The sequence below is a fragment of the Chromobacterium sp. FG22 genome (assembly GCF_057809415.1).
Genome location: NZ_JBMDJX010000010.1, coordinates 92,600 through 107,090, shown reverse-complemented (window position 1 = coordinate 107,090; position 14,491 = coordinate 92,600). Strand labels below are relative to the sequence as shown.

Annotated in this window: 13 protein-coding genes; 6 read left to right on the top strand and 7 right to left on the bottom strand. The window is 64.8% G+C overall.

Annotated elements, in window-relative coordinates; all coding sequences use genetic code 11:
- The first annotated feature begins 9 nt into the window (after positions 1 to 9).
- Positions 10 to 1,047, top strand: a complete 1,038-nt coding sequence (gene mnmH, locus ACODSD_RS12100; protein WP_488877471.1) for a tRNA 2-selenouridine(34) synthase MnmH — start codon at positions 10 to 12, stop codon at positions 1,045 to 1,047.
- Between the two features lie 100 nt (positions 1,048 to 1,147).
- Positions 1,148 to 3,133: a bifunctional tRNA (5-methylaminomethyl-2-thiouridine)(34)-methyltransferase MnmC2/FAD-dependent 5-carboxymethylaminomethyl-2-thiouridine(34) oxidoreductase MnmC1 gene (gene mnmC, locus ACODSD_RS12095; protein ID WP_227107926.1), complete on the top strand. Its 1,986-nt coding sequence runs from the start codon at positions 1,148 to 1,150 to the stop codon at positions 3,131 to 3,133.
- Positions 3,134 to 3,204: 71 nt separating this feature from the next.
- On the opposite strand, the gene ACODSD_RS12090 is transcribed toward mnmC, so the two are convergent.
- Positions 3,205 to 3,633: an acyl-CoA thioesterase gene (locus ACODSD_RS12090; RefSeq protein WP_107801826.1), complete on the bottom strand. Its 429-nt coding sequence runs from the start codon at positions 3,631 to 3,633 to the stop codon at positions 3,205 to 3,207.
- Positions 3,634 to 4,670: 1,037 nt separating this feature from the next.
- Between ACODSD_RS12090 and ACODSD_RS12085 the strand changes: the two genes are divergently transcribed.
- Complete coding sequence (locus ACODSD_RS12085; protein ID WP_488877470.1) at positions 4,671 to 5,399, top strand: peptidylprolyl isomerase; 729 nt, start codon at positions 4,671 to 4,673, stop codon at positions 5,397 to 5,399.
- A 60-nt stretch (positions 5,400 to 5,459) separates the two neighbouring features.
- Here ACODSD_RS12085 and ACODSD_RS12080 read toward each other — a convergent pair whose 3' ends face one another.
- Entirely contained in the window at positions 5,460 to 6,701 is a 1,242-nt protein-coding gene (locus ACODSD_RS12080; protein WP_488877469.1) for a chitinase, read from the bottom strand.
- Between the two features lie 222 nt (positions 6,702 to 6,923).
- Here ACODSD_RS12080 and ACODSD_RS12075 point away from each other — a divergent pair, with 222 nt between their 5' ends.
- On the top strand, positions 6,924 to 7,508 hold the full coding sequence (locus ACODSD_RS12075; RefSeq protein WP_488877468.1) for a LysE family translocator: 585 nt from the start codon (positions 6,924 to 6,926) through the stop codon (positions 7,506 to 7,508).
- Here the strand turns inward: ACODSD_RS12075 and ACODSD_RS12070 are convergent.
- From ACODSD_RS12070 to ACODSD_RS12050, 5 genes are all read right to left on the bottom strand, one after another.
- Positions 7,482 to 8,345, bottom strand: a complete 864-nt coding sequence (locus tag ACODSD_RS12070; RefSeq protein ID WP_488877467.1) for an AraC family transcriptional regulator — start codon at positions 8,343 to 8,345, stop codon at positions 7,482 to 7,484. The two genes, ACODSD_RS12075 and ACODSD_RS12070, sit on opposite strands and share 27 nt — an antisense overlap.
- A 3-nt stretch (positions 8,346 to 8,348) precedes the next feature.
- A complete protein-coding gene (locus tag ACODSD_RS12065; protein WP_486635360.1) occupies positions 8,349 to 9,113 on the bottom strand; it encodes a YdcF family protein in 765 nt (254 codons plus the stop codon).
- A 53-nt stretch (positions 9,114 to 9,166) separates the two neighbouring features.
- Positions 9,167 to 10,249 (bottom strand): type 1 periplasmic-binding domain-containing protein, encoded by a 1,083-nt coding sequence (locus ACODSD_RS12060; protein ID WP_488877466.1) that lies wholly within the window; start codon positions 10,247 to 10,249, stop codon positions 9,167 to 9,169.
- A 25-nt stretch (positions 10,250 to 10,274) separates the two neighbouring features.
- The gene (locus ACODSD_RS12055; protein WP_488877465.1) at positions 10,275 to 11,129 is read right to left on the bottom strand and encodes a hypothetical protein; all 855 of its coding nucleotides are present in this window, start codon (positions 11,127 to 11,129) and stop codon (positions 10,275 to 10,277) included.
- A gap of 207 nt (positions 11,130 to 11,336) precedes the next feature.
- Complete coding sequence (locus ACODSD_RS12050; protein WP_107799612.1) at positions 11,337 to 12,368, bottom strand: flagellin N-terminal helical domain-containing protein; 1,032 nt, start codon at positions 12,366 to 12,368, stop codon at positions 11,337 to 11,339.
- A 229-nt stretch (positions 12,369 to 12,597) separates the two neighbouring features.
- On the opposite strand from ACODSD_RS12050, the gene ACODSD_RS12045 reads away from it, so the two are divergent.
- Both ACODSD_RS12045 and ACODSD_RS12040 read left to right on the top strand, forming a co-directional pair.
- Complete coding sequence (locus ACODSD_RS12045) at positions 12,598 to 13,347, top strand: MgtC/SapB family protein (RefSeq protein WP_488877464.1); 750 nt, start codon at positions 12,598 to 12,600, stop codon at positions 13,345 to 13,347.
- Positions 13,348 to 13,453: 106 nt separating this feature from the next.
- Positions 13,454 to 14,479 carry a hypothetical protein gene (locus ACODSD_RS12040; protein WP_146176652.1) on the top strand — a complete coding sequence of 342 codons (1,026 nt, stop codon included), beginning with the start codon at positions 13,454 to 13,456 and terminating at the stop codon, positions 14,477 to 14,479.
- The last annotated feature ends 12 nt before the right edge of the window (positions 14,480 to 14,491 follow it).

Here is a 14,491-nt window from a genome sequence, read left to right as displayed (position 1 = left end):
GCCATATTTATGCTTTTCAAGGTCGCGAACGTATCACAGCTTGGGCAGTTTGACGAGATCATCGACGTCCGATCTCCGGCGGAATTTGCCGAAGATCATATCCCCGGCGCCATTAACTGCCCGGTTCTGGACAACGACGAGCGGATTCGCGTCGGCACGCTGTATAAACAGGTTTCCCCATTCGAAGCGCGCAAGGTCGGCGCCGCGCTGGCGGCCAAGAATATCGCCCGCCATATCGAAGAGCGCTTCGCCGATCGCCCCAAATCCTGGCGCCCGCTGATCTGCTGCTGGCGCGGCGGCCAGCGTTCCGGCGCCATGGCCCTGATCTTCGCCCAGATAGGCTGGCCCGCGCATCAGCTGGAGGGCGGCTACAAAGCCTATCGCCGCCAGGCGCTGCAATGGCTGGAGGAACTGCCCGGCCAGCTCAAGCTGCGCGTAATCTGCGGCCCCACCGGCTCCGGCAAAAGCCGCTTGCTGCAGGCGCTGGCGCGCGCCGGCCACCAGGTACTGGATCTGGAGCAGCTGGCCAATCACCGCGGCTCGGTGCTGGGCCGTCTGCCGGACTTGCCCCAGCCGCCGCAAAAATGGTTCGACACCTTGTTGCTGCAACAGATCCGCAGCCTGGATCCCGGCCGCCCCGTCTTCATCGAATCGGAAAGCAAAAAGGTCGGCTTCGTCACCCTGCCCGACGCGCTGTACCGCCAGATGCACCAAGGCGACTGCCTGCTGATCGACGTGCCTTTGGCGGAGCGCGTGCGCTTTTTGCTGGAGGATTACGACTTCTACCTGCGAGACCCCGAAACCTTGATCCGCCAACTGGGCTTCTTGAAAGGGCTGCACTCGGGCGAACAGCTGGACGCCTGGAACCAGTTGATCCGGGCCGGGCGCTTCGACGCTCTGGTGGCGGAGCTGCTGGCCAAGCACTACGACCCGCTCTACTACCGCTCGCTGGGCAAGCATTACCCGCAGCTGGCCAAGACCGCGCCTTTGCGGCTGGACAGCCTGGCTCCGGAGCAACTGGACCTGGCCGCGGCGCGGATAGTCTGAACAGGGGCCGCGGCGCCGCTCATCAGCGGCGCAAAACTGCGGTATCATCAGAACATCCTAATTCACCCGCGGCGCCGCGCCGCGCCCCGACTCCGCGCGCATGACCCCACACGCTCAACTTGACTGGCACGACGGTCAACCGGTTTCCCTCGCCTTCGGCGACGTCTACTTCTCCCGCGCTTCCGGCCTGGACGAGACCCGCCATGTCTTCCTGCGGCACAACCGTTTGGCCGAGCGCTTCGCCGAACTGCCCGCCGGCGGCCACTTCGCCATTGCCGAAACCGGCTTCGGCACCGGCCTGAACTTTTTATGCGCGTGGGAATGCTTTTTGCAATACGCGCCGGCCGATACGCGCCTGCACTTCATCAGCGCGGAGAAGTTTCCGCTGACCCCGCGCGATCTGGCCCGGGCGCTGGCGCTCTGGCCCCAGCTCGCCGGCCTGGCGCAGCAGCTGCTGGCCCAATACCAGTCCCTGCCTCCGGGCTGGCACCGCCTGCTGCTCAGCCAGGGGCGCGTCACGCTGACCTTGCTGATCGGCGATGTCCTGGAAGTGCTGCCGGAGGTGGACGCTCGCGTGGACGCCTGGTTCCTCGACGGCTTCGCCCCGTCCAAGAACCCGGACATGTGGCAAGCGGAGCTGTTCCAGACCATGGCGCGGCTCTCCGCGCCCGGCGCCACCTTCGCCACCTTCACCAGCGCCGGTTTCGTGCGTCGCGGCTTGAGCGAGGCCGGCTTCGCCGTCAGCAAGACCGCCGGCTTCGGCCATAAGCGGGAAATGAGCCACGGCCATCTGCAAACCCTGCCCGACGGCGAATGGTCGCCTCCGTGGTTCGCCCGCCCGGCGCGGCGCCACGGGGAACGCAGCGCCATCGTCATCGGCGGCGGCATCGCCGGCGCCGCCAGCGCCTACAGCCTGGCCTGCCGCGGCTGGCAGGTCACCGTGGTGGAACGCCTGCCCGAACTCGCGCGCGGCGCCTCCGGCAACCCGCAAGGCGTGCTGTACACCAAGCTATCCCCGCACTTCACCCCGCTGACCCGCCTGATCCTGTCCGGCTACGGCTATAGCCTGCGCACGCTGAAAACCCAGCTGCCGGAAGACGACGCGCACTGGCGCGGCTGCGGCGTCTTGCAACTGGCCTACGACGCGGCCGAGGCGGAACGCCAGCAAGGGCTGGCCGCGGCCGGCTTCGGCGAAGACTTCCTGCGCCCGGTCGACGCGCGGGAAGCCAGCGAGCTGGCCGGCGTCGAGCTGCAGCACGGCGGCCTGTTCTTTCCACAGGGCGGCTGGGTCAACCCGCCCGCCCTGGTGCGCAAGCTGGTGGAGCATCCCAATATCCAGGTCCGCACCAGCCGCACTATCGTGGAGCTGGACTACAACCCGCTGGACAAGAGCTGGGTCGCCATCGGCGATGAAGGCTCGGTGGCCATCGGTTCCGTGGTCATTCTGGCCGGCGCGGCGGAAACCGGCGCCTTCGACGCCACCCAGCACCTGCCCTTGAAAAAGATTCGCGGCCAGGTCACCGTGACGCGCGCCACCGAACACAGCGAGGCGCTGCGCACCGTGCTGTGCGGCGAAGGCTATATCTCCCCGGCCCGCTTCGGCGAACACTGCCTGGGCGCCACCTTCAAATTCAACACCGAAGATCTCGGCGTCAACCTGTTCGAGCATCAGGAAAACCTGCAGATGCTGGCGGGACTCGCGCCCAGCCTGTACCAGGCCCTGGGCGGCGAAAGCCTACTGGACAAAGCCCTGGCCGGACGCGCCGCGCTGCGTTGCACCAGCCCGGACTATCTGCCCATCGTCGGACCGGTCGCCCACGCGCAAGGCCTGATCGACGCCTATCTGCCGCTGAGCAAGGACGCTTCCTTGAAGCTGACCGCCGCCGCGCCCTGGATAGACGGCCTCTACGTCAACACCGCCCATGGTTCGCGCGGCATGATCACCGCGCCGCTGTCGGGCGAAATACTCGCCGCCCTGCTGGAGGACGAACCGGCCCCGGTTGCCCGCAGCCTGATGCAGGCCACCCACCCCAGCCGTTTCCTGATGCGCGATCTGATGCGCAACAAAGTGCCGCGGCAAAGCTGACCCGGCTGCAGCCGGGCGCGAAAAAGCCCCCGCCGCGCCAAGGCGACGGGGGCCGGGAAAACCTGGTTGTCTCAGGCGGCGGACTTGGCCGCCGTCTCCACCGCCGCGCGAATGTCCTCCGGGATGGCGACCGACTTGCCCGCCTGATAATCCACCCACACCAGCGTCACCTCGCCGCTGGCGTACACCACGCCGGGATCGTCGCGCCGATAAAAATGATGGCGCAGCTTCAAGCTGCTGCGTCCCAGTTTTTCCAGTTCGATGCTAATGTCGAGCGTGGCCGGATAGGTGATCTCCTTGCGGAACACGCAGGCGGTGCCCGCCAGCACCGGACCGCAGCCTGAGGGGTCGATGCCGTGCCCCAGGCTTTCCAGCCAATCCAGGCGGATCTGCTCCAGATAACGGAAATAGTACGTATTGTTCAGATGCCCGACGGCGTCCATATCGCCCCAACGCATCACGATGCTGCGGGTATCGATAACCGGGTAATGCTTGTCCACGCTGTTCCCCTTGAAAGACGAGCCGGCGCGGCGTCCATAGGCGCGCCGTTCACGGCCGGCGCGCCATGATTGTTTGCACTGCGTCATGATAGCGGCCAATCCCGTCCGGGTCACATAGCGTCACATAAAACACAACAAATCCAAATATCCGGCCTCGAAACAAATCGGCATACTGGTTTCCGTCAGCAGCCAGGGCTCGCAAGAGTCCTGATCTGGCATGATCAGCGCGCGGGTTCTGTTGGAAATTACCTACCCCTTCTGGCCGGCGCGTTGGTCTCCTGAGCGAAGGTGCAAATTGGGGCCCCATCTGGGGCTCTTTTTTTATGCTTCGCCCTCCCTCAGCCAGACCTGTGCGCCAATTCATTGCGCAAATGTTAAGCCCGCCCCGATTTCATCACAGCCCGTCACACAAGCCCCCAATAATCACTCTATTTGGCCCGTGCCGGCAGGCGCATACTGCGTCCATCGAATCGGCTCTCCCCCGAGGGCGGTTCGATACGATCGAAGCGCTGCCGGCTGTGGATACACGCCCACCGGCAACCGCAACGATCACCTGAGCGAAGGTGCAATTCAGAGCCCCCTGATCGGGGCTCTTTTTTTATGCTCCGTTCCCGGCGGCGCGAGCCAAGCCGGCATGCTTTCGTGTTATGCTCTGAGGGCTGGGCAAAAAAAGAGGCCGCACGGAGGCGGCCCAAACGGGGATCTCAATTCACCAAGTGTCCAAGCCAAAGCTTGGCTCACCAGAACGAAGTACAGACGGACGACGTCTACGTACACATGAACATCAAGACTCGGCAAGCGGCGTACAAGCATGAGCAGCCAACCGGGTTTTCATGCAAGCCCTGAAGCTGCATGGCTCGTATACTAGCGATTAAGCGACCGGGCAAATATAAGATTATTCTTAAAATTTTCGCGCTTTATTCCAACGCCCCTCGATAAGACTCGCCGCCTTTCTTGACAAGCGCGGCGAACGCTTTTTAAATCGCACATTTCCCGCCCTTGGGCGCATCCCTCATCTACCATCACAGGAAATCTCCATGACCATTCGAGTCAACGGCATCGAAATCACCGAAGACACGGTGCAAGCGGAACAAGCCCACTACGCTGACGCGCCGAACCCGCGCGACGCCGCCGTTCAGGAGTTGGTCCTGCGCGAACTGCTGTTGCAGAAAGCTAAGTCCCTCGGCATCGACACCGCCGACCAAGGCGCCGCCATCGGCGCCTTGCTGGAACAGGAACTGCACGTTGACGCCGTGGACGAGGCCGCATGCCTGGCCTTCTACAATCAATACCCCGAGCGCTTCAGCAGCGGCGAGTCCGCCGTGGCCAGCCACATTCTGTTCCCGCTGGGCGAAGGCCTGGCCGGCAGCCTGGCCAAAGCCAAGGCGGAAGGCGTGCTGGAAGAAATCAAGGCCAATCCGGCCCGCTTCGCCGACCTGGCCCGCGAACACTCCACCTGCCCGTCCGGCCAGCAAGGCGGCAGCCTGGGCCAGTTCGGCCGCGGCCAGATGGTGCCGGAATTCGAACAAGCGGTATTCAACACCGCCGCCGGCCAGCTCGCGCCGGATCTGGTGCAGACCCAGTTCGGCTACCACATCATCCAGGTTCAAGAGCGCCACGAGGGCGGCAAGGTGAGCTTTGAGGAAATCAAGGACCGCCTGCAGCAATACCTGAACGACATGGCCGGCAACAAGGCGATGCAGGCCTATCTGGGCCAGCTAGTCACCGCCGCTCAGATCGAAGGCTATGCGATGCCGGCGCTGTAAGCCACGGCTCGAACCCGTACAAAACCGAGGCGCAATCGCGCCCCGGTTTTTTTACGTCCATCAGTTGCGGCCGCGCAGCGAGGCCCCCACCGGCCGCGAGAACGGGAAGCCGTCCTTGCGGTCCCAGTTGATCGACCAGCTCATGACGCCGCGAAACGACGGGTAGGCCTGACTCGGCTTGACGCTGCCGCAATTTTTCAAGGCCATCAGGCAATCCAGCGACTTGATCACGGTATCCGCGCTGACAAAGCCGGAATTGGCGGAACTGCGGCCGGAAGGCACGCCGAAAGCCACCTGATCCGGCCGCAAACCCTTGAAGCTGCCCGAAGCGCCGTAAGCCAGCGGGAAGCCCTCGATCAACATCTTGCTGCCGCCCACCAACATGTCCACGCTGCCCTCAGCCAATGCGGCGTTGGAATAAGGCGTGTTCAGCCCGCCGTTGTTGTAGTACTGGACATGGATCACGCTCAAATCGTCGCGCAACGCGTCGATGATGGGCAGATAAGCGCCCCAGATGCTGCCGTAGGCGACATAGCCGCCCTGGACATAGGGGTGCTCCGGCGCCATGGACAGGTAGAAACCCGCCCCCACCTTGGCCTTCAACTGCTTCACCGCGCCAATCAGATTGCCGATGATGGGCGCGCCTTGCGACACCCCGCTTTCCAGATCCAGATCGATGCCGTCGAAACCGAATTTGACGATGATGGCGTAGAGGCTATTGACGAAATTCTGGGCTTGCGCCGGAGTGTTCAGCGTGACCGAGCCATTCTGCCCGCCCAGCGACAGCACCACCTTCTTGCCCTTGGCCTGCTTGGCGCGAACATCCTGGATGAACTGAGCTTCGGAGCCTGCCTTGGGATCCAGCGCGAAGCTGAGCTTGCCGTTGCCCGCGTCGTCGGCGAAGGCCACCGCGATCACGTCCCAATCGTCGCTGACCTGGCTCAGCGGATAAGCGTCGCCGCTGGGGTTGGCGAAATTGTGCCAATAGCCCACCAAAGCATGTTTGGCGAACGGCGCGGATGGCCCAGGAGCGGGAGACGGCGTCGGCTCCGGCGTTGGCTCCGGCGCCCCCGCGCAACTGCCTCCCGCCAGCCACAGAGTCGGCGACGCCGGAGGATTCCAGTTGGCGCCGACATGGGCGGTATGCTCCACCCGCGCGGTGTAGTTGGCCGCGGCATACGCGACCGTGTCGCCGGTCCGATAGCTGGCGCCCTCCTGCCATGCCGGGCAGATCGCCCACGCCTGCCCCGCCGCCAGCGCGCACGCGGACGCCCGCATCACGGTTATCCAGTTCAACGACATGCGTCTTCCTCCTTGGATTGCAGCGTCCGCGTCGGCGCGCGCAGGAGACGGGAGCCAAACGGGACGTCAGCCCAGACCTTGCTGGTATTTAATTGGTATTACATTAAACCATTCATGTCAAAGGCATTTTTTGATAAACCTCTCCGACAGGTCAATTTTCTACAATACGCCCCGCCCTCGCCCGGCTACTTTGTCCGCATCGCCCACCCTTCAGGACACATCATGAATCAGACTCTCGCCATGGCCGGCTTCGCGCTGGCCGCCTCCATCACGCCCGGCCCGGTCAATATCGTCGCGCTCAGTTGCGGCGCTCAGCATGGCGCGCGCGCCGGCATGCGCCATGTCGGCGGCGCCACCGTCGGCTTCACCCTGCTTCTGTTGCTGACCGGCCTGGGCCTGGAACAGACCCTGCGGCAATGGCCGGCGCTGACGCAGGCGCTGCAATGGGCCGGCGTGGCGTTCTTGCTCTATATGGCGTATCAATTGGCTCGCAGCGACGGCACGCTGGACTGGGACAAAAGCGGCGTCCAACCCGGCTGGTGGCGGGGCGCGGCGATTCAATGGCTGAACCCCAAGGCCTGGGTCGCGGCGCTGGCGGGCTGCGCCGCGTTCACCTCGGGCCAAGACGCAATGGCCTTATGGCGCTTCGCCGCGCTTTACTTTCTGATTTGCTACGCCTCGGTAGCTTGCTGGGTTCTGGCCGGCGCCTGGCTCGGACAGAAACTGGCCTCGGCTGGGCGGCTGCGCCGCTTCAACCAAGCGATGGCGGTCTTGCTGGGACTAAGCGCGCTGGGCTTGTTGACCTGAGCCCGCGCGGTACTGTCCCGGCGTGGCGGCCACGTACTGCTTGAAGATTTTATGCAGATGAGCTTGATCGGAGAAGCCGACGGCCTGCGCCACCTCCGCCAAGGGCAGGCCGCCGCGCATCAGCCGCCGCGCCAGCTGCACCCGCTGATTCAGCAGAAAGCCATGAGGCGTGACGCCATAACGCCGCTTGAACGCGCGGATCAGATAGGAGGCCGACAAGTCCGCCGCCGCGCAGATCTCCTCCAAGCGCAAGGCTTGATCGCAATGCGCGGCGATATATTCCGCCGCGCGCGCCAAACGCTGATTCGATTCCGCCGCCGGCTCGACGGCCAAGCCCAATACCCGGTGCGCGCCGTCGAAGAAGGCGGTGGCCGCCGCGTCTTTCTCCAAGAGCTCCCGCCCCTCCGCGCACAGCACATCGAACAAGGCGTTGAAGCCGGAGAACAGCCGCGGGTCCCGGCTCGCCGCCTCGCCAAAGGGACGAAAGCCGCCGGCCTGGCCCTGACCCAGCCTTTGCTGCAAGCCGCCCAGCCAGCCCACATCCACATACAGCATGCGATAGGACCAGGCCTGCCCCGCCACCGGATTGCAGGCATGGATGTCGCCCGGATTCATCAACACCAAGGCGCCCCGCTCGCTGCGGCGCACCTTGCCGTTGAAGTAGTCGCAGGCGCCGGCGGTGATGACGCCCAGGGAAAACGTCTCATGCGCGTGCCTGGCGTAACAGACGCGGCGTCCGTCCGCCACTGAGCGCGCCTCGAACTGCGGCAAGGCCGCGTCGCGCCAGAAGCGATGATCGACTCTTGGCCGTGCGGGCGCGGCGGATTGCGTCGGCATGGGTTACTCTCCCTTCATCCGGTAAAACAGCATGCCCAGCCATTCCCTCAACGCGGCGTGGCACTCCTGCATCGCTCGGCCGCTAGGCAGATACCAGGCGACGCCGCCGCCGTCGTAGCGGATAAAGGCGGTTGGCGCGGCGGTGACTTCCAAACCCTGACGCTGGAAAAACGGCAAGGCTCGACGCAAATGCCAGCCCTGGCTGACCAGCGCAATCCGCTTGATTCCGGCCGCACGCAGCAATTCGGCGGAGTAGCGGGCGTTTTCCAGCGTGGTGTTGGAACGCGTCTCCACCCAACGGGGGACGATGCCGTATTCCTCGCGCAGGACCCGCGCCATCACCGCGCCTTCGGCTTCCCCGCCCATCGGCGCGCCGCCGGTCAGCAGTATCGGCTTGCCGCTTTGATGCGCCAGCCGCGCGGCGTAACGCAGCCGCGCCAGCGAGTCCGCGCCCGGTTCCATGCCGCCGTATTCCGGCGCGGGCTTCTTGCCGCCGGACAAGACCACGATGGCCTCCGCCCGGCTCAACGGCTCCGCGCCTATCACCGGATAGCGTTCCAGGCCCCGGTTCAGCCACATCGCCATCATCGGCGTGCTCAAGGCGTACAGGCCCGCCATGCCCAAGATCAGCAAGCCGGCGCCCAGGCGCCGCCAGCGGCGACGCAGCCCCAGTCCCAGCAAGATCAGCAACAACATGTTCAGCGGCGGCAGCAAGAAGGCGCCCAACACCAAATGGACCAGCGCCTGCGTGGAAATCGTGGAGATCATGGGGATGACGATGCGTGGATTGAGCGCCAGTTAAGCACGCGTCGCGCGGCAAATCAATGCCGCGGGAACCAGATGGCCGCGTAGGCGCGGCGGTAGCCGTTGGCCGGATCGTAGCCGATGCTCAGATAACTGTCGCGTATCGTCTGTTTGACCAAGAGATGCGGCTGGGTAACGTACAGGCTGGGCGGCTGGCGGGCAAAGGTGCGGTTCAGCTCATCGGCCATCTGCCAGCCATGCAAGTGCAAAGGCTCGGCGATGGTCGCCTCCTGCATCAGGCCCGCCCGAATCCGCCTCATCGCGCTCAGCGAGCCGTCGCCCAGCGAAATATTGACGACGGAGGCGTTCAGCTTGCCCAGCGGATAACCGATGGAGTCGTAATACAGATCGTTGATGCCTATGCTGTGGGTCCAGGCCTTGCCGTGGCGCCGATACAGTTCCGCCACCCGCGCCGGCAACAGCTGCTGGACCTGAGCCAGCGAGATGTCTTCCACCGCCAGCACCTTGCAGCGCCGGCACGTCTGCAGCTGCCGCACCGCCTGCCGGGTTTTGGCGGTGGCGATAGCGAAACGGCTGTCGGTGAACAGCACCACGCCGACCGGGCCGCGGCTGCTGGCCGCGATGTAGTCGGCGGCGGCTTGCGCCGCGGCCAAGGGGCTGGTGGAAATATTGGTGAACAGCAGTCCGGGCACCGGGCCGGGCTTGTCTCCGGCATGCCAGCCGAGCACGGGCACGCCCAGCGCGTGCAGGCCTTGAATCTGCGGCAGGAATTCCTGGGCGTCGAAACCGCCCAAAGCCACGGCGCCCGGCCGCTCCCGCTGCGCGCGCTCCAGAAACTGGAGCAAGGAATTCCGCTGCCCCTGCCCATCCAGCAGCGTCACGCGCCAGCCCAGCAAACGCCCCGCCTCGGCCAGGCCCCGGTAGACCCCGACCACGCCGCCGTTGCGCAAGTCCGACGCCAAAAACCAGACGCTGCGGCCAGGCTGCGCCGCGGGCCCGCTGACGGGGCCGTCCCACTCGGTCCACTCTCGCGCCGGATTATCCCGGGCTGGCGGCGCGCCGGCGCCCTTGGCCGCCGGATCGGCGGCGACCGGCTCCACGCTCAGCAGACACAGAAGCAGTATGAGAAGGCGCAACATGGACCCACTATAGACCACGGCCGGCTCAAAGCGGCGCGCCATCTCCCGCCAGCAACTGGCCGGCCACTTCCGCCGCCACCGCAAACAGCAGCGGCGACAGACGCTGCGCCTGTAAACCCGTTGCGCCGTGCCGGCTGATCGCCAAGCCGCTCCACGGCATGTGTTCGCCGATCAAGCAAGCGGCGAGCCTGCCGCCGCCTCGCTCCGCCGCGGCCTCAATCTCCGGCAGGCGCCGACGCAGAGCCCGGCACACCTCGGCCTCGGCCACAAAGGCCAGCGCCACCCCGGCCGCCACGCGGCGGATGCGCAGGCAGAATGCGCCGATTCCCGGCGCCGTCAGCCACAGCAGCAGGTCCAGTTCGTCCCGTTCCGGCTCGGACTCGCGCTCCAGCGCGTCCTCTACGCTCAAGGTCAGCGCCGGACCGCCCCACAGCCAAAACGGCAGAGTCAGCGGCAAGGGCGGCTCGCCGGCGGCCTGCCTGAGGCCGGCCAGAGCCAGCTCCGGCAACTGCTGCAACAAGGCGCCCGGCAGATGGCTGCCGCCCGCCTGCTGGAACTGGGTCGCGGCCTGGGTCAAGCGTCCCAGCAAAGCCTGCCGCCAGGACTGCGCCAATTCGGCGGCGGCCGGCTGAGGCCTCGCCAACTTCGGCATCGCGGCCTGCTCCAGCTGCCAGGCCCGCGCCGGCGCTTCGCCGCCGCTGTCGCCATCCGGCTTTTCCATCAACAGCGACAGTTCCAGCCGCGGCTGCGTGGCCAGCACCAGTACTTTCAACACCGTTCCCGGCGTCAGCTCCGCCAGGCCTTGCGGCCATGTCGGCAGGGCCAGCTGGACGCCGTCGCCGCTCAACAACGGACGGCCGTCCGCGGTGCGGCTCAGCACCGCTTCCCACTGCCGGCCCGGCGTCAGTTCCGCGCCCGGCTGCGCGCCGTTCGAGATCGGCGCGCTCGGCGTAACCGGGATCGCCGCCGTGATCGCTCTGATTGAAATCGCCTTGCCCCTTCACAAAAGCCCGCTCGCATGACGCAAAAAAGCCAGCCGCGTACGCAGCTGGCTCCAGATTCGCGCCGGATCGACGCTGAATCGCGATTACTGCAGCAGGGACATCGCCAGGCTGCTCATGCTGCCGCTTTGCTTCAGCATGGAAGTGCCGGCTTGCATCAGCATTTGCTTGGAAGTCATGCTGGCGCTTTCGTTGGCGTAGTCGGTGTCCATGATGCGGCCTTTGGCGGCCAGGGTGTTGTTGTTCACGTTGGCCAGGTTGTTGTTCACGTGGTCCAGACGGTTGGCGTTGGCGCCCAGGGAGGAGCGAACCGAACCTACCGAATCCAGAGCGGCCTGGATGGTGTTGATGGTGTCGGTTTTGCCGATTTCGTCGCCCTTGGCGGCTTTGTCCAGCGCGGCTTGGCCGTCTTGCTGAGCCTTCAGCGCGGTTTCGTAAGCGGTTTTCTTGGTGCCATCGGTCGGAGCGGCGTCGTAAGCGGCTTTGGCGGCGTCGGTCGCGGTCACCAGAGCCGGCATCGCATCGGTAGCGGTCTTGACGGCGGTGGCGTAGTCAGTGCTAGCGGTGTCATCTTTGAAGAAGGTCTTGGAAACGCTGCCCAGCGCATTGTTCAGCGCGGTCATGCCATCCTTCATGTTCACCGTCATGGATTCGTCGGCCGACGCGCCGATCTGGAACTTCATCTCATCGGTCAGCTTGCCGCCTTGCAGCAGTTTCTCGCCGCCGAAGGAGGTGTTCTTCATGATGTTGGTCAGTTCCTTGCCCAGTTCGGCGAATTCGGACTGCATCGCGCTCTTGTCGGCTTTGGTGGAGGTGGCGTTGGCGCCTTCGGTGGACAGGTCCTTCATGCGCTGCAGGATGTTGGACACTTCGTTCAGCGCGCCTTCGGCGGTTTGCAGCATGGAGATGCCGTTCTGCGCGTTTTTCATCGCCACTTGCATACCGCGGCTTTGCGCGTCCAGACGGGTAGCGATCTGCAGGCCGGCGGCGTCGTCCATTGCGGAGTTGATGCGGAAGCCGGTGCCCAGACGGGTCATCGAGGTGGACAGCGCGGTTTGGGTGCCGGTCAGGTTGGACTTGGTGTTCAGTGCGGCGATATTGGTGTGCAGGCTCAGCATAGCTTTTGCTCCAGAAGTCAGGTTGGTTGGTCCGGCATTGCTGCCGTCACCATCACAAGGCGGCCGTCTACTGACAAACTTAAGTCCGCTCGGAACGTGAAAAATCACATCGCCGCCTTGCCTCGCCTCCTCGCCCCTGAGCATGCCGCGCCCTCAAGCCAGTAGCCGCCGGCCTCGCAACTTGCTATCGTCGGTCCGTTCGCCGTTTCAAAGCGCCGCAGGAGCCCGCATGGCACTATCCTTTTCCGAACTGATCGGCCAGTACTGGTCCACCCCCAAGTGGGAAGTCAATCTGCTGATCACGCTGAACCTATTGGGCGGCCTGTTGCTGGGTTGTCTGGTGGGTTACGAGCGCTGGTTCAACGGCCGCGCCGCCGGCATGCGCACCTACGGCCTGGTGTCCATGGCCTCCGCCGCGGCCATCAGCATCGTCGGTTACTCCGGCTACTGGTACGGCGGCCTCTATCCCGACATGACCCACGGCGACATGACCCGTGTGGCCCAGGGCGTGCTGACCGGCGTCGGTTTCCTCGGCGCCGGCATGATCATGAAGGAAGGGCTGAGCATCAGCGGTCTGACCTCGGCCGCCTCGATCTGGATGTCCTCGGTGATCGGCATCCTCGTCGGCGTAGGCTTCTACGCCGCGGCCATCGCCATCACCTTGCTGTGCGTGCTGTGCATGCTCTCCATCAATCAGATGGAGAACTGCTTGCCGCGCCGCTTCAGCCTGTTCATCGTCATCCGCTTCAAGCCGGAATACCAATGGACGGTGCAGACGCTCAGCGCCGGCCTGCTCCGCTTCGGCGTGCGCCTGCACGAGGACAGCATCGCGCTGAACGCCGGCCCGGACGCCACTGAGTGGAGCTTTCTGGTCTCCGCGCAAAACCGCCGCGACCTGATCAATGTCGTGGATCTGTCGCGCGAAATCATGCAGATCGACCATATCGAAACCCTCAGCATCCAGCCCGCGCGCAATTAAGCGCCTATCGCCCGGCCGGCCCGCCGGCTAGGTGTTTCCACGCCATCAAGTTTCCCTCCGGATTGACGATATCAGTTCACCTACACTTCCTGTTCCGGAGTCTGCAATGCGAGTCGCGTCCATGGCGCTGTCGATGAGCAGCCAATACAGTTTCAGCCAAAGTCTCAGCGTTCAACAACAAAGCCGCACCTGGGTGCAGCTGCCCCCGTCCTCCCCTCCGGCCAAACCCTCCTCCGACGTCAGCCTAAGCTCCGACGGCGTCAACGCCAGCGCCAAGGACAAGGCCTTCGCCGATGGCATGACGCCGATGCTGGGGCTGATCAAGGACATTCTGGAAAAGGTGCTGGGCGTCAAGTTCAAGGTTGTTGACGGCACTTTGCAAAGAGACGACGGCCAAGATGAGCCATCCGCCGACTCGCGCCCCGCGCGATCCGGCCAGTCCTCTGCCCCGCAGTCGCAGCAAGCGCGTGCCGGCGGCGAGTTCAAACAGACCGTCGACTACCAGGAAAGCGAAAGCCTGGCGTTTTCGGCCAAGGGTTCGATCAAGACCCAGGACGGACGCGAGTTCAATTTCGCGCTGGACGTGCAAATGAGCCGCAGCTTCGAATACCACAGCAGCAGCACGATACAGTTTGGCAACGGCAAGGCCACCGACCCGCTGATGCTCAGCCTGGGCAACGACGCCGGCAGCTTCAGCGGCGCCAGCGTCAGCTTCGATCTGCAGAGCAAGGGCCAGCAAAGCCAGCTGCCCTTCATCAACAACGGCGGCTGGCTGGCCCTGGACCGCAACGGCGACGGCAAGATCAACGACGGCAAGGAATTGTTCGGCACTCAATCGGGCAACGGCTTCGCCGATCTGGCCAAGCTGGACGGCAACGGCGACGGCGTGCTGGACGACGGCGACGCCGCGTTCGCGCAATTGAAGCTCTGGTCCGGCCGCGACGGCGACAAGGACCAGTTGATGGGCTTGAAGGAATTGGGCATCGGCGCCATCCTGCTGCCCAGCGTGGACAGCCCGTTCAGCATCAAGAACGCCGACAACCAGTCCCAGGCCGATATTCGTCGCTCCGGCGTCTATCTGACCGAAGACGGCCGCGCCGGCCGCATCAGCCAGGTGGACGTCTACAGCTGAACCCGGCCCGCG

Coding starts and splice junctions, on each gene's coding strand:
- mnmH (WP_488877471.1), top strand. CDS start 10: ATGCTTTTCAAGGTCGCGAACGTATCACAGCTTGGGCAGTTTGACGAG.
- mnmC (WP_227107926.1), top strand. CDS start 1,148: ATGACCCCACACGCTCAACTTGACTGGCACGACGGTCAACCGGTTTCC.
- ACODSD_RS12085 (WP_488877470.1), top strand. CDS start 4,671: ATGACCATTCGAGTCAACGGCATCGAAATCACCGAAGACACGGTGCAA.
- ACODSD_RS12080 (WP_488877469.1), bottom strand. CDS start 6,701: ATGTCGTTGAACTGGATAACCGTGATGCGGGCGTCCGCGTGCGCGCTG.
- ACODSD_RS12075 (WP_488877468.1), top strand. CDS start 6,924: ATGAATCAGACTCTCGCCATGGCCGGCTTCGCGCTGGCCGCCTCCATC.
- ACODSD_RS12070 (WP_488877467.1), bottom strand. CDS start 8,345: ATGCCGACGCAATCCGCCGCGCCCGCACGGCCAAGAGTCGATCATCGC.
- ACODSD_RS12065 (WP_486635360.1), bottom strand. CDS start 9,113: ATGATCTCCACGATTTCCACGCAGGCGCTGGTCCATTTGGTGTTGGGC.
- ACODSD_RS12060 (WP_488877466.1), bottom strand. CDS start 10,249: ATGTTGCGCCTTCTCATACTGCTTCTGTGTCTGCTGAGCGTGGAGCCG.
- ACODSD_RS12050 (WP_107799612.1), bottom strand. CDS start 12,368: ATGCTGAGCCTGCACACCAATATCGCCGCACTGAACACCAAGTCCAAC.
- ACODSD_RS12045 (WP_488877464.1), top strand. CDS start 12,598: ATGGCACTATCCTTTTCCGAACTGATCGGCCAGTACTGGTCCACCCCC.
- ACODSD_RS12040 (WP_146176652.1), top strand. CDS start 13,454: ATGCGAGTCGCGTCCATGGCGCTGTCGATGAGCAGCCAATACAGTTTC.